This is a genomic window from Gorillibacterium timonense (assembly GCF_001457415.1).
Classification (GTDB): domain Bacteria; phylum Bacillota; class Bacilli; order Paenibacillales; family NBRC-103111; genus Gorillibacterium; species Gorillibacterium timonense.
This window is the reverse complement of the sequence record NZ_LN881723.1, coordinates 19368-32753: the sequence shown is the minus strand read 5'-3', so window position 1 is coordinate 32753 and position 13386 is coordinate 19368. Positions and strand designations below refer to the sequence as shown.

General features: G+C 53.9%; 15 protein-coding genes. 14 read left to right on the top strand and 1 reads right to left on the bottom strand.

Annotated features, from left to right (window positions below; genetic code table 11):
* Position 1: 1 nt before the first annotated feature.
* From rpe to spoVM, 3 genes are all read left to right on the top strand, one after another.
* On the top strand, positions 2-673 hold the full coding sequence (rpe, locus tag BN2684_RS07915) for a ribulose-phosphate 3-epimerase (protein ID WP_058301647.1): 672 nt from the start codon (positions 2-4) through the stop codon (positions 671-673).
* The gene (locus tag BN2684_RS07910; RefSeq protein ID WP_058301646.1) at positions 666-947 is read left to right on the top strand and encodes a hypothetical protein; all 282 of its coding nucleotides are present in this window, start codon (positions 666-668) and stop codon (positions 945-947) included. The genes rpe and BN2684_RS07910 overlap by 8 nt, the downstream gene beginning before the upstream one ends.
* 164 nt (positions 948-1111) lie before the next feature.
* A complete protein-coding gene (spoVM, locus tag BN2684_RS07905; protein ID WP_058301645.1) occupies positions 1112-1195 on the top strand; it encodes a stage V sporulation protein SpoVM in 84 nt (27 codons plus the stop codon).
* A 93-nt stretch (positions 1196-1288) separates the two neighbouring features.
* Here the strand turns inward: spoVM and rpmB are convergent, their stop codons facing one another.
* The gene (gene rpmB / locus BN2684_RS07900) at positions 1289-1477 is read right to left on the bottom strand and encodes a 50S ribosomal protein L28 (RefSeq protein WP_058301644.1); all 189 of its coding nucleotides are present in this window, start codon (positions 1475-1477) and stop codon (positions 1289-1291) included.
* A 229-nt stretch (positions 1478-1706) separates the two neighbouring features.
* Between rpmB and BN2684_RS07895 the strand changes: the two genes are divergently transcribed.
* The 11 genes from BN2684_RS07895 to panD all read left to right on the top strand — a co-directional run bounded on the left by BN2684_RS07895 (position 1707) and on the right by panD (position 13358).
* The gene (locus BN2684_RS07895; RefSeq protein ID WP_058301643.1) at positions 1707-2063 is read left to right on the top strand and encodes an Asp23/Gls24 family envelope stress response protein; all 357 of its coding nucleotides are present in this window, start codon (positions 1707-1709) and stop codon (positions 2061-2063) included.
* A 23-nt stretch (positions 2064-2086) separates the two neighbouring features.
* On the top strand, positions 2087-3886 hold the full coding sequence (locus BN2684_RS07890) for a DAK2 domain-containing protein (RefSeq protein WP_058301642.1): 1800 nt from the start codon (positions 2087-2089) through the stop codon (positions 3884-3886).
* Positions 3887-3897: 11 nt separating this feature from the next.
* Entirely contained in the window at positions 3898-4755 is an 858-nt protein-coding gene (locus BN2684_RS07885; RefSeq protein WP_058301641.1) for a DegV family protein, read from the top strand.
* Positions 4752-6806: an ATP-dependent DNA helicase RecG gene (gene recG, locus BN2684_RS07880; RefSeq protein WP_058301640.1), complete on the top strand. Its 2055-nt coding sequence runs from the start codon at positions 4752-4754 to the stop codon at positions 6804-6806. The genes BN2684_RS07885 and recG overlap by 4 nt, the downstream gene beginning before the upstream one ends.
* An 83-nt stretch (positions 6807-6889) precedes the next feature.
* Positions 6890-7177, top strand: coding sequence for a stage VI sporulation protein F (locus tag BN2684_RS07875; RefSeq protein ID WP_058301639.1), 288 nt, complete (start codon positions 6890-6892; stop codon positions 7175-7177).
* Positions 7178-7414: 237 nt separating this feature from the next.
* Positions 7415-8218, top strand: a complete 804-nt coding sequence (locus tag BN2684_RS07870; RefSeq protein WP_058301638.1) for a YheC/YheD family protein — start codon at positions 7415-7417, stop codon at positions 8216-8218.
* The gene (locus BN2684_RS07865; RefSeq protein ID WP_058301637.1) at positions 8215-9300 is read left to right on the top strand and encodes a YheC/YheD family endospore coat-associated protein; all 1086 of its coding nucleotides are present in this window, start codon (positions 8215-8217) and stop codon (positions 9298-9300) included. The genes BN2684_RS07870 and BN2684_RS07865 overlap by 4 nt, the downstream gene beginning before the upstream one ends.
* 29 nt (positions 9301-9329) lie before the next feature.
* The gene (locus BN2684_RS07860; protein WP_058301636.1) at positions 9330-10724 is read left to right on the top strand and encodes a YheC/YheD family endospore coat-associated protein; all 1395 of its coding nucleotides are present in this window, start codon (positions 9330-9332) and stop codon (positions 10722-10724) included.
* Positions 10725-11100: 376 nt separating this feature from the next.
* Positions 11101-12021 carry a 3-methyl-2-oxobutanoate hydroxymethyltransferase gene (gene panB / locus BN2684_RS07855; RefSeq protein WP_058301635.1) on the top strand — a complete coding sequence of 307 codons (921 nt, stop codon included), beginning with the start codon at positions 11101-11103 and terminating at the stop codon, positions 12019-12021.
* A gap of 43 nt (positions 12022-12064) precedes the next feature.
* Positions 12065-12967 (top strand): pantoate--beta-alanine ligase, encoded by a 903-nt coding sequence (gene panC / locus BN2684_RS07850; RefSeq protein ID WP_058301634.1) that lies wholly within the window; start codon positions 12065-12067, stop codon positions 12965-12967.
* Positions 12968-12971: 4 nt separating this feature from the next.
* Entirely contained in the window at positions 12972-13358 is a 387-nt protein-coding gene (gene panD / locus BN2684_RS07845) for an aspartate 1-decarboxylase (RefSeq protein ID WP_058301633.1), read from the top strand.
* Positions 13359-13386: the final 28 nt, after the last annotated feature.

The following is a 13386-nucleotide window of genomic DNA, read 5'->3' as shown; positions in this document are numbered from 1 at the left end:
CTTGCATCCATTGCGAATTGCCCCATCCATCCTCTCCGCTGACTTTTCCCGGCTGGGAGACGAAATCCGCGATGCCGAGAACGGCGGGGCGGACTGGATCCATGTGGACATCATGGACGGCCACTTTGTTCCGAACTTAACCTTCGGCCCTCCGATCGTCCGCGCCGTTCGTCCGGTTACTAAGCTCCCGTTCGATGTTCATCTCATGATCGAGCATCCGGATGCCTACATCCCGGACTTTGCCAAAGCAGGTGCGGATTACATCAGCGTTCACGTGGAAGCCTGTACGCATTTGAACCGGACGCTGCAGTTGATTCGGGATCACGGGGTGAAGCCGGGAGTCGTTCTGAATCCGGCAACTCCGCTGGAATGGATCAAGCATGTATGGGATGACGTGGAGCTGGTCCTGCTCATGACGGTCAACCCGGGCTTTGGCGGGCAGAAGTTCATTCCTTCGGTGGTTCCGAAGATCAAGGAGCTTCGCCGACTGCTGGATGAGCGGGGATTATCCCATGTTCACATTGAAGTGGACGGAGGCATTCAGGCGGAGACAGCCGGAATCGTGGCGGCAGCCGGCGCCGACGTTCTTGTGGCGGGAAATGCTGTGTTCGGCCAATCCGACCGCGCGCAGGCTATCCGAGCTATCCGTGAAGGGGGAGGGACGCATGCGTAAAACGCTGGAGTTCATCGGCTTCAGCTTTGCGATTTCGGTGGGCATGTCCCTCTTCATCCTGCTTCCCGGCTTTGTGCGCTATCTGTTTTCGGTCGGTTCCCTTTATGTCGGCTTTCAATATTTCAAACGCAACGAAGGTTGGGGACTCCGCATCGGCATGATCGTCACTGCTGTGATTCTAACGCTGCTGTTCACCGTCATCTACGTGGCTTTGGCATATATGAACGGTTGGTATATCAACCCCATTTACATGACCGGGGTAGAGAAAAAGTAATCGAACGGGAATATCGGACATCATCCAGTCATAAAATGGGTTGCAGGAGCGCAGACCGCTTTTGCAGCCTTTTTCTTCGGCTTGAAAAACGTTGGCAGGCGGTACGTGGGGGAACCGGGCGGGGAATACGTGATTCGATTCTGGCGATCGGAGGCGGTTGGCAAATGAAGTTTTACACGATCAAACTCCCCAAGTTCATCGGAGGGGTTGTCAAAGCGCTGCTGAACACCTTCAGCAAGAACCATTGACTGGAGTTGCATTTGGCCGCATGGACGGCAAAAAGCACCTGGAGGCCAGGTGCTTTTAATCGTTCCGATTCATACCATTTTGAAAGTACGGCGTTACACGCGGGTAACTTTGCCGGCCTTCAGGGCGCGGGTGCTTACATAAACGCGCTTAGGCTTGCCATCGACGAGAATGCGCACTTTTTGCACATTGACGCCCCAGGAGCGCTTCGTTTTGTTGTTCGCGTGGGAAACGTTGTTGCCCGATTTCGGCGATTTGCCGGTTACAAAGCATTTGCGAGACATTTGATACACCTCCTTAAGACTCATCCGGAGAAAGTCCGTTCATCATCCGAAAATTCCATGCGTGAAAAACATACTAGAACATAATAGCATAGCCAAAATCGGGTAGTCAACCGCCTGCTGACGGTTTTCGGCAGGTACGGGACCATGAATTTGCATTTCTTTCTTAGCTTGATTATAGTACAATGGGAGTTAATCCCGAATCTAGATGAAACAAAGGTGATGGAAAACAATGCCGATCGAGCTTACTTACGAGAAAGGAAATGTGCACGTGTCGGACCAGGTCGTGGCCGTGCTTGCCGGGTCTGCCGCTCTTGATTGCTACGGGCTTGTGGGCATGTCCTCCCGGAAGCAGTTCAAAGACGGTATTTCCGAGTTGCTTGGGCGTGAGAACCTGAGCCGCGGCGTCGAAATCCGATATGAACAAGACGGGCTGCACATTGACCTCTACATCATTGTGAGTTATGGAACCAAGATTTCCGAAGTCGCGCACAATGTGCAAAACCGGGTAAAATACGTATTGAATGAAGTGTTTGGCTTGAAAGTCGATTTTGTCAATATCATTGTGCAGGGCGTACGCGGTGCTTGACCCTACCGGAAGGAGATATTTTCTTGAGTAAGCGCTTTACAGTCTTAAATGGAACCGACTTTGCCCAAATGGTCATTGCGGGAGCGGGCAATCTGCGGAATAACGTAAATAACGTGAACGCACTCAACGTGTTCCCTGTTCCGGATGGAGACACCGGCACCAACATGAATTTGACAATGACATCCGGGATGGAGGAAATGAAGCGGAAGCCGGCTGCCGAAATCGGCAAAGCCGCTGATGCGCTATCCAAGGGCTTGCTCATGGGCGCACGCGGAAACTCGGGCGTCATACTGTCCCAGCTATTCCGCGGCTTTGCCAAGTCCGTGCAGCCCTATTCCGAAGTGACGCCCGCTCAATTCGCAGCAGCGCTGCAGCAAGGCGTCGAGACGGCTTACAAAGCGGTCGTCAAGCCGGTGGAAGGAACCATCCTCACCGTTGCCAAGGAAACGGCAAAGCATGCTCTCTATGTATCGAGGAGAACAACGGATGTGGTCGAGCTGATGACCGAGGTTTGCGAGGCGGCCAGGCAGTCTCTCGCCAAGACGCCCGATCTGCTTCCGGTACTGAAACAGGTTGGCGTAGTGGATGCTGGAGGTCAAGGGCTTCTCTGCGTCTACGAAGGCTTTCTCGCCGCATTGACCGGACAAGCCGTTGCAGACACCCAGGAGATCCCGGCTGCAGCGAGCCAAGGCGAAGTGTCTGCTGCACCTCATCCCCACCAGGGTGGCACCGCTCAATCGATGCTTGCCACCGAGGATATTGAATTCGGCTACTGCACGGAATTCATCATTAAGCTTGTACCCGAGAAGATCAAACTTCATCCGTTTGACGAAAACACTTTCCGGAGCAAGCTGAGCGAGATGGGCGATTCGCTGCTCGTCGTTGCCGATGATGATCTCGTGAAGGTTCATGTCCATGCGGAACATCCCGGTACGGTGATGAACCATGCCATGACATTCGGGGATTTGACCCGCATCAAGATCGAGAACATGCGGGAGCAGCATACCCACATTCTCCTTAGCAACGAATACGATACCCGCTATGCGGCTCCGAGCTCGGCAGCGGCGGATACCATCAGCCGGGAAATCAGCGCCGAGGTCCCGGTAACGGAAGATATTCCCGAACCGGTTACCGTAACGGCTGCTGAGGAAGAGCTGCCGCCGGTTCCGTTCGGCTTCGTGGCGGTTGCCATGGGGCACGGGATCACGGAAATCTTCGAAAGTCTCGGTGTCGATGTCGTGATCTCTGGTGGACAAACGATGAATCCGAGCACCGAGGATATCGTTCATGCCATCGAGCAGGTGGCGGCGGACACCGTCTATGTTTTCCCGAACAACTCCAACATCATCATGGCGGCTCAGCAAGCCAAAGAGCTGCTGGAAGGCAAAGAAGTCGTCGTCATTCCTACTAAGACGATTCCTCAATGCATGGCAGCGTTGGTTTCTTTCCAGGAAACGGCGGATACGGCAACCAATACCGAAGCCATGACCAAGGCGATCGCGCAAGTGATTTCCGGCCAAGTGACCCAAGCGGTCCGGGATACGTCCATCGATGAAATTGCGATAAAAGAAGGGGATTTCCTCGGTATTCGCGATGGCAAAATCGTGGTTTCGGAGCCCGATCTGATCGAAGCCTCCTGCAAGCTGCTCGACAGCATGCTGGCAAACGGCGGAGAGATCGTGACCTTCCTGACCGGGGAAGATGCCCGTGAAGAAGAAACAACTCGGCTTGCTGATTATGTAACGGCGAGCTATCCGGATGCCGAAGTGGAGGTTCACCTGGGTGGACAACCGCTGTATCCTTATCTGTTTGCAGTCGAGTAAGGGGTGACGGTATGAGCAAGGTTCGCGTGGTAACCGACAGCACGGCAGACATTCCTGAGGATATCCGCAGACGGCTTGATATCGAAGTGGTCCCCTTAAAGGTGCATTTCGGCATTCAGTCTTATGTGGATTCGGTCACCATTCATCCGAAGGAATTTTATGATAGGTTTGCCGAATCGTCTTTGCTGTGGAAGTCCTCCCAGCCTTCGCCCGTCGATTTTCTCGCCAAGTACAAATCGCTGACCAGCGAAGATCCCGCTACATCGGTCATTTCCATCCATCTGTCGTCTGCTCTGAGCGGCACTTATCAATCCGCAGTGCTCGCCAAGTCCATGATGGAGGAAGGCAGGGACATCACGGTCATCGATTCGAAAACCGCTTCTTTCGGAACGGGAATCCGAGTAGTCCGGGCGGCGGAAGCAGCACAGGCTGGCAAAAGCAAAGAAGAAATCCTTGCGCTCTTAAAAGAACTTGACGAGAAATTTTCACTCTATTTTCTAGTAAATACGCTGCAGTATCTTCATAAAGGCGGAAGAATCGGCAAAGCTGCCGCCATTCTCGGTTCTCTGCTCCACATTAAACCAATTCTCTCCATCGATGAGGACGGGGAGATCACCTCGGTGGATAAGGTGCGCGGACACCGGAAAGCCATGGACCGCATTCTTGAGTTTCTTCATGAGACATGGAGTCCGAATGAACCAATCGAAGTCGGCATTTCTCACGGAAATGCGCTCCAAGAAGCCGAAACGCTCAGTGCGCTGATCAATCGCCATTTCAATGTGAAGCGGACGACCTTTACCTGGGTCGGCCCGGCGGTGGGCAGCCATTCAGGTCCGGGAACCATCGCTCTCTTCGTGATCAAGGCATGAGTAGGGACTTATATTCGATTCCTGTCCGTGAAGTACACGGAATAGGCCCGCAAAAGGCGGAGGACCTCAGCGCACTGGGGGTCTCCTCCGTCGGCGGGCTTCTTGATTATTTTCCATTCCGGTACGAGGATTATCGGCTGCGTGACCTGTCGGAAGTAAAGGACGGAGAGAAGGTTACCGTTGAAGGAAAGGTATACAGCGAGCCTTCCCTGCAGATGATGGGCCGTTCGAAGTCAAGGCTGACCTCCCGGGTGATGATCGATCGTTTTTTTGTTTCAGCGGTTTGGTTTAACCGACATTTCCTGAAGGATAAGCTTCGCCCGGGAACGGAGATCATCCTGACCGGCAAATGGGATTCGCACAGGCAGCAGATCACCGTGTCCGAATCGGAATTTCCCGGCAAGACGGACGGACGAAGCGGGACCCTTCAGCCGGTCTACTCGGTTGGCGGTCCCATCTCGCTCCAATGGATGCGCAAGATGATTCAGCAGGCACTGCGTCAATTTGGCGCGATGATCGGCGAGAATTTGCCGAACGAGCTATGCGCGAAGTACGACTTTATGGCGCGCAAGCAGGCCGTCGCGCTCATTCATCAACCGGGAAGCCTGGAAGAAGGCGCTCGGGCACGCAAGCGTATCGTCTATGAGGAGTTCTTCTTTTTTCAATTGAAGATGCAAGCTTTCCGCGCACTAACGCGCAAGAGAGCCGACGGAATCGCCCATCCGGTCGATCTGCCCGTTGTCCGTGCCTTTGTCAAATCGCTGCCGTTCCGGCTAACCGAATCGCAGCTCAAGGTCATTGCTGAGATTCTCGACGATCTGCAGCGGCCATCCTCAATGAATCGTCTTCTTCAAGGAGATGTCGGCTCCGGGAAAACGGTCGTGGCCGCCGTTGCGCTCTTTGCCGTCGTGAAGGCGGGCTTCCAAGGAGCGTTGATGGTTCCTACCGAAATTCTCGCGGATCAGCATAGGCGGTCCTTGGCGAAGCTTTTTGAACCATATGGGATTCATGTGGGGCTGCTTACCGGCAGCTTAACGGCGCGTGAGCGAAGAGAAGCGCTTGCTTCCCTGCAGATGGGGATGACCGATATCGTGGTGGGTACTCATGCTCTCATCCAGGACGATGTCTATTTTCGGCAACTGGGGCTTGTCGTGACCGATGAACAGCATCGGTTCGGCGTCAACCAGCGCGCGGTACTGCGGCGCAAAGGGATGAATCCCGATATTCTCAGCATGACGGCGACCCCCATCCCGCGGACACTTGCCATTACAGCTTTTGGAGATTTGGATGTTTCGACGCTGCAAGAGCTTCCAAAGGGCCGATTACCGATCGAAACGTATTCGGTCGGTCATGGAATGCTGGAACGCATCATGAAGTTCATCGCCAAGGAAGTGGATAAAGGCCGCCAGGCTTATATCATCTGCCCGCTGATCGAGGAGTCGGAGAAGCTGGATGTGCAGAATGCGCTAGATCTTCACGCGGAGTTGACGCATCTCTTTCCCCGGTTGAAGGTGGGCCTTCTGCACGGAAGAATGCCTGCTGCCGAGAAGGATGCGGTCATGTCCTCCTTCGCCGAAGGAACCGTACAGGTGCTGGTCTCCACCACCGTCATCGAAGTGGGCGTCGACGTTCCCAATGCGACGGTGATGGTCATCTACGATGCCGACCGTTTCGGCCTGTCTCAGCTTCACCAGCTGCGCGGTCGGGTTGGACGAGGGGAGCATCAATCCTATTGCATCCTCATTGCGGAACCGAAGAGCGAGACGGGGAAGGAACGGCTGCGGGCGATGACCGAAACGAACGACGGCTTTGAGATCGCGCGCAAGGATCTTGAGCTGCGCGGTCCGGGCGATTTCTTCGGAACGAAGCAGAGCGGCTTGCCCGAGTTCAAGGTCGCCGATATGATGGCGGATTTCGCTGTGCTGGAGGAAGCGAGAGACGATGCCGCTGCGCTTGTCAGCCGCTCCGAATTTTGGACGTCTCTCGAATATGGAGAGCTTCGGCGTTATCTTGAACGCGAAGGAATCATGAGCGGTGAACTGCTCGATTGATGACCGGTCCGCGCCCGATTTCGGGTGCGGGCTTCTTTTTTGCCATGCGCCTTCATACAGTGGAATGTACGGGAGGTGCAGACATGAGCTATTTGAATTATGGGGTCGATCAGGCCTTGGTCGATCGGGTGAAAGCCAAGATGAAGAATCCCCTCGTCAAAGATCGAGTGAAAGCGGAAATTAACGGGCTCACCAAATTCCATCTTCAGGATTCGGCAACGGTCGGGCGTTTGGTCAGTAGGTTATCGGCCATCCTTGGCGAACATTTGAACGAACGCCAGCGCAGCGGCATCATTCGCTTCGTTCTCGATCAGAAAATCGATCCGAACAACACCTTTCATCTTATCCGCCTGTGGGGCATGTTCCGCTAAAACGGAGTAGAGAGCGTGTCTTCCATCCCGATCTTCGCCAATTCGGTTCTACGTATCCTTCAGACCATCATAATCATCACTTAAGCCAAACCATGGGTTTGATGACACGCTCCAGCCATTTTCCAACCGCTCCTTGGAAAGTGGCATTTTTTTCGGGCACAAGACTCTCGCCTGCTCTCGTAGCAAAGCCTTCGCTCCGAACATACATAAATACTAAAACCCGTATCGGAGGCTGCTATGGAAAAGCGATCCGTATTGCCCAACAACAAGCTAACCAAGACCAAACACCTTCAAGAGAAGGAAGAGTTTCGGGAGTATATCCCGGAGACGATCGCCGAGTCGAAAGTGAATCTGGAAGCCTACTTGACGCGATATCGAACCGTTTATGTCAAGCCGAACAATGGGACGGGAGGTCGAGGCGTTATCCGGGTCAAGATCGCGAAGGACGGAGGGTATGTTTACCAGCTCGGCACGAAGAAACATGAATTCCGCACGTTTGACGGAATGTACAAGGCACTTGGGCAGATCACTTCACTGAAACCGCATCTCGTGCAAAAGGGAATCCCACTTCTCAAAGCGAAAGGTCGACCCTTCGATATTCGCGTGATGGTTCAACGCGGGGATGATGGGAAGTGGCTTCATACGGGAACCATTGCTCGTATTGCCCGTCCGAAGCTCATCGTCACGAACTATCACCGGGGAGGAACTCCGATCGAGCTGGAGAAGCTGCTGGGTCCCTATCTATCAGAAAAGGAAATCCCGAACTTCGTAAAAAAAATAAATGAGTTGAGCGTGAAAATCGCCGAACATCTTGGGGTCGGCTATCCTTATGTCACGGCCGTCGGAGTGGACATCGGACTTGATCGGGCGCTGAAGCCTTGGATCATCGAAGTCAACACAAAGCCGGACCCCTATATCTTCAAAAAGTTGAAAAACAAACGAGTCTTTAAACAAATCATTCGCTATATTCGCCTCAATCGCATAAAGCCCTCGGAATCCCTCGTCTCGATCCCCAAGAAAGAGGGGGAAGAGGTCAAATGAGTAAACCGATCATCGGCATCATGGTTCACCGCAAAGGGTTGTCGTTCAGCGAACCGAAGTATTTTCGTGACTTATCGAGAGCGGGAGAGCGACTCGGCGCGGATGTCTTTCTGTTTTCACCGGCGGACATCAACCTGAAGGCTCGACAAATCCGTGGGTTTACGGCGAAGGACGACGGCTCTTGGAGCCATCGGATGTACCCGTGGCCGCAGATCGTGATCGATCGGTACCGGCGTCCCGGAAACGACTATATGAAGATCCGAACCTCGTCTCTATTCCGTTATGCCAACAATCGATTTACGAACAAATGGCGAATTACGCGCATGTTTATGCAGGAGTCAAAGCTTGCCCGCTGGATGCCCGAAACCATCGAATATTCCGGGGCGGGTCTTAACCAAATGCTGAAGAAGCATTCTCTTCTCTACATCAAGCCTGGCAATGGGACGGGTGGAAGCAGCATCGTCCGGCTGAAGCGAACAAAGGCAGGGTATGCAATCCTTGGCCGGAGCCGAACCTTAACCAAAATCAACAGACACTTTGCTTCTTTCGCGGAGTTGAAAGGCTGGCTGGATCAATGGACCGTAAAGCAGAGCATTCGAAACGGAGCCTTCATGATCCAGCAAGGCGTTGATTTAAGTCTCGTCGAAGGCCGTGTCACGGATGCACGCCTGCTTATTCAGAAGACAGAAACAGGGGTATGGGACATCACGGGGATGGGCATGCGCATCGGCGCTGTCGGCAGCTCCACCTCTAACCTTCACGGAGGCGGCAAAGCGGCATCCTTTGAATCGGTTGTCGAGAAGCGGTTTGGCAGCGAGAAGGCGGCAGAGATTCGCAAGGAATGCCACGAGCTCGCGCGTACAATCGTCCAGGTGATCGAATCCCATTTTGACCCGATGATGGAGTTCGGCATCGATATCGGCATTGACGTCCAAGGCCGGGTATGGCTCATCGAGGTCAATCCGAAGCCCGGTCGGGAGCTATTTAAGAGCATCGGAGACTCTTCTTTGTACCGGAAGACCGTTGAGCGACCGATCCAATATGCCATGTACCTTGCCCGAAAACAGAAGCAGCAATCTTAGCCAATGCCTCACCGAAAAGGGGGTGCAACATGGCAAGAACAAAGGTAACGATCACCTATATCCCTTCAAGCGGAGAGGATGGCATCCTCTATCTGGGGGAACAGCATGCCAAGCGCTGGAGACTGGAATCCGGGATGATCGTATTGCTCCGGTTCGGAGGGGCGCATAAATCGTTACGGTTGTCGGTGGAACCGAAGAGCAGTTGTTTTCGCCTTCATGAGGCAACAGCGGGAGCATGGGGCCTCACAAGCGGAACTGTCTTATGTTTGCGTTATCAAGCCGCCGGCCGTATTCTGCAGCTCGGACCTCTTCTTGGCGTGCTGCTGCGCAGGATTGGAACGAAATCGGAGAAGCCCTTCGGCAATGTGACCGGGTTCTGCCGCGAATTGTCCGAAGCGGGCAAAAAGCTCGGGGTTATGGTCTATTTCATCTCTGCGGAGCGACTTGCCGGTACGGGAGAGTCGCTATCCGGATGGAGCTACTCTGCCGGAGGCTGGAAAAGCGGAAGCTTTCCCTACCCGGATGCCATCTATAACCGGATCAATTCTCGTGTCATCGAGAATTCACCTATGGTGCAGCGATTTTTGCGGAGTTATAAAGCGAAGCCGGGAAGAGCGCTGTTCAACGAACGCTATCTGGATAAATCGGAAGTATTTGCAGCCTTAAGAAATGAAAAGGCAGCGAAGCCGTATTTGCCAGAGTCCTATCTCTATCAAAACCCGGATATGATGAAGAGAATGCTCGGAAGGCATTCGGTGCTCTTTCTGAAGCCGATACTGAGCAGCCTCGGGAAGGGAATCATCCGGGTCAGTAAAAGCGGGGCCGGGTATGTGAGCCAAACCGCGAGCGTCAACGGAAAGGTCGTTCGTGCGAGATACCCCAATCAGACAGCGCTTCTCAAGCAGCTAAAGACACAGATGACAGGCAGACGCTATTTGCTTCAAGAAGGGATCGAGCTGATTGAGGTCGAGGGGTTATCCACGGATTTTCGAGCGCTCGTGCAGCGCGATGACACCGGTCAGTGGGAGGTCACCTCGATCGTCGCCCGCATTTCGGCGAAAAACACCTTTGTATCTAATCTCGCCCGGGGCGGCAAGCTGGCGCCGATGAAGGATGCAATCACCCGATCCAATCTGGCTGGACCGCATCGTGAAGCGGCAATAGCCGGTCTGCGCAAGGCAGCTCTGGATATCGCCCAGTCCTTGGAGAAACAGATCGATGCGCATTTTGCCGAGCTTGGAATCGATCTTGCCGTCGACACGCGCGGCAGGGTGCGGCTGCTTGAGATCAATTCCAAGCCTTCCAAGGAAGACAATACTCCCCTCGGCGCGGATGAGGGTTCCGATTCTACATCCGGAGAGATGAAAGTGCGGCCTTCGGTGAAGCGTGTCGTGCAATATGTCCGTTATCTCGGGAAGTTTTAAACCGAGCATATCTTCTGCAGAAGAGGAGGTGGCTATCAGCCGCCTCCTTTTGCCAGTGTGGACAAGCCAAAAAAACGAGTGACTTTCTTAACAAATTTGGTATACTAACCTCAGGAGGCGGTATCCAAAAGGAACTGCACTCCGAAGGCACGCCGAATGAGGAATCGCGGATAACAGGAAATGGTTTACCGTTGGAGATGGAGGATTCTGCTCAGAGCCGTTGAGGACCGAGACAGAGGTTCATGCCGACACAGCTTCTTTGTGTAGGTTTGGCCTTTCAGTTTCGGCTGAAAGGCTTTTTAGCGTTCGGCGCAAAGACCGCCGTTACTCATCGATTTACGCGACACGCGGCGGGAACATGAAGGAGGAGCTTAGGATGGCTGATAGCAAACCGGTCACCACGTTGAAATTGCGAAAGATGAAAGAGGAAGGGACACCGATCGTCATGGTGACGGCTTACGACTACCCGTCGGCGATGCTTGCCGAGGAAGCGGGAGCGGACATGATTCTGGTGGGCGATTCGCTCGGCAACGTAGTGCTCGGTTACGATTCGACAATCCCGGTTACCTTGAACGATATGATCCACCACAGCCGAGCCGTGAACCGGGGAGCGAAGCGAGCCTTTGTCGTTACGGATCTTCCGTTTCTGACCTATCACGGGAGCTTGGATACCACGATCGCGAATGTGGCTAGAGTCATGCAGGAAGGCGGAAGCAAGGCCGTTAAGATGGAGGGTGGACGTGAAATTGCAACGGCGGTTGACGCGATTGTGAAGGCGGGGGTTCCCGTAATCGGACATGTCGGATTGACTCCGCAATCCGTGCACATGCTCGGTGGATACCGGGTTCAGGGCAAGAACGATGCTCAAGTTGCGAAGCTGAAAGACGATGTGCGCGCTTTGGAGCAAGCGGGAGCGACGGCCATCGTGCTTGAGCTGGTAACGGATGAACTTGCCGCCGAGATTACTCGGGATTTGTCTATTCCCACGATCGGAATCGGATCGGGTGCAGGCTGCGACGGTCAAGTTCTGGTGTTCCACGATCTGCTGCAATACGAAGCTCATCCGGTGTCCAAGCGTTTCGTCAAGACGTATGCGAATATCGGTCAAGACATTCGTTCGGCCCTTTCGGCCTACGCACAGGATGTGCGCACTCGCGAGTTTCCGGCTCCAGAGCATGCCTTCAAAGCAGCTAAGCCGGGACAAGAGAAGCAAGGGAACGCCCAAGTTTCCGGGCAAGCAGCCGCTCAAGCTGATGCTCACGAGGATGCAGGCGTTCTGTATGGAGCAGGGAAATAAGCGAATCGTAACGGATAGAGACAAATGGGGGAGTGGAATCCAAATGCAGGTCTTTACCAAAATATCTGAACTGCGCAAGGCGATAGAGGAAAAACGCGAGCAAGGATGTAGCATCGGGCTCGTTCCAACGATGGGGTTTCTGCATGAAGGTCATGCCAGTCTGATCAGCCGGGCACGACGGGAAAACGATTGTGTCGTGCTCAGCATCTTCGTTAACCCGACTCAATTCGGTCCGAATGAGGATTTGGACCGTTATCCGCGCAACCCGGAAGGGGATCTCCGAATCGCCGAGACCAATGGGGCCGATTTCGTATTCATGCCGGAGGCGAACGAAATGTATCCTCGGCCAGCCGCTACCCGGATTTCCGTATCGGGCATCACCAGCCTTTTGTGCGGCGCGTCCAGACCCGGGCATTTCGATGGAGTGGGACTCATCGTGAGCAAGCTGTTTCATATCGTTAAGCCGCATCGCGCCTATTTCGGAATGAAAGATGCCCAGCAGGTCGCGGTTGTCTCCCGAATGGTGGAGGACTTGAATCTGGATGTCGAGATTGTCCCTTGTCCGATTGTTAGGGGAGAAGATGGACTTGCGCTGTCCTCCCGTAATGTATATTTGTCGCCGGAACAAAGAAGCCAAGCCCTCGTTCTTTCCGAGACGCTGCGGAAAGCGCCGGAATGGCTGGCGGAGGTTGGCGGCGATACGGAGAGGCTCAAAGCGCGCATCAGCACCCGCATCCGGGAAATGCCGCTTGCTGACATCGAATATGTGGAGATTTTGACCTATCCGGATCTTGAAGCTCCATCTGCTGAGGTTGAGTCTTCCTGGATCATTGCCTTGGCCGTCCGCTTTGGCAGCACCCGCTTGATTGACAATCGCCTTTTGACGCGTGATGATCTTGCCAAAGTCATTCATTCGATACCGATGCAAGTCGCGAAGGGGGAGTAATACCATGTTTCGAACGATGATGAAATCGAAGCTGCACCGGGCGACCGTTACGGAAGCCAATCTGAATTATGTCGGAAGTATAACCATAGACGAGGAGCTCTTGGAGCTGGCCGATCTGTATCCCAATGAAAAGGTGCAGATCGTGAACAACAACAACGGAGCGCGCCTTGAAACCTATATCATCCCGGGGCCGCGCGGTTCCGGCGTCATCTGTCTGAATGGGGCTGCCGCACGGCTTGTTCAGCCCGGCGATAAGGTGATCATCATTTCCTACGCGATGATGACGGACGAAGAAGCGCGCAAGCTGGAGCCGAAAGTCGTCATTCTGGACGAAAATAACAAAGCCGTTTCCACCTCCTACAAGGAAGAACCAGCCACGGTGCTCCTGTAAGCGGAACTCTTGACAAACTTGACAGCCG

Excerpts from the sequence above, each read along its gene's own strand:
- BN2684_RS07910 (WP_058301646.1), top strand. The coding sequence starts at position 666 with ATGCGTAAAACGCTGGAGTTCATCGGCTTCAGCTTTGCGATTTCGGTG.
- spoVM (WP_058301645.1), top strand. The coding sequence starts at position 1,112 with ATGAAGTTTTACACGATCAAACTCCCCAAGTTCATCGGAGGGGTTGTC.
- rpmB (WP_058301644.1), bottom strand. The coding sequence starts at position 1,477 with ATGTCTCGCAAATGCTTTGTAACCGGCAAATCGCCGAAATCGGGCAAC.
- BN2684_RS07895 (WP_058301643.1), top strand. The coding sequence starts at position 1,707 with ATGCCGATCGAGCTTACTTACGAGAAAGGAAATGTGCACGTGTCGGAC.
- BN2684_RS07885 (WP_058301641.1), top strand. The coding sequence starts at position 3,898 with ATGAGCAAGGTTCGCGTGGTAACCGACAGCACGGCAGACATTCCTGAG.
- recG (WP_058301640.1), top strand. The coding sequence starts at position 4,752 with ATGAGTAGGGACTTATATTCGATTCCTGTCCGTGAAGTACACGGAATA.
- BN2684_RS07875 (WP_058301639.1), top strand. The coding sequence starts at position 6,890 with ATGAGCTATTTGAATTATGGGGTCGATCAGGCCTTGGTCGATCGGGTG.
- BN2684_RS07870 (WP_058301638.1), top strand. The coding sequence starts at position 7,415 with ATGGAAAAGCGATCCGTATTGCCCAACAACAAGCTAACCAAGACCAAA.
- BN2684_RS07865 (WP_058301637.1), top strand. The coding sequence starts at position 8,215 with ATGAGTAAACCGATCATCGGCATCATGGTTCACCGCAAAGGGTTGTCG.
- BN2684_RS07860 (WP_058301636.1), top strand. The coding sequence starts at position 9,330 with ATGGCAAGAACAAAGGTAACGATCACCTATATCCCTTCAAGCGGAGAG.
- panB (WP_058301635.1), top strand. The coding sequence starts at position 11,101 with ATGGCTGATAGCAAACCGGTCACCACGTTGAAATTGCGAAAGATGAAA.
- panC (WP_058301634.1), top strand. The coding sequence starts at position 12,065 with ATGCAGGTCTTTACCAAAATATCTGAACTGCGCAAGGCGATAGAGGAA.
- panD (WP_058301633.1), top strand. The coding sequence starts at position 12,972 with ATGTTTCGAACGATGATGAAATCGAAGCTGCACCGGGCGACCGTTACG.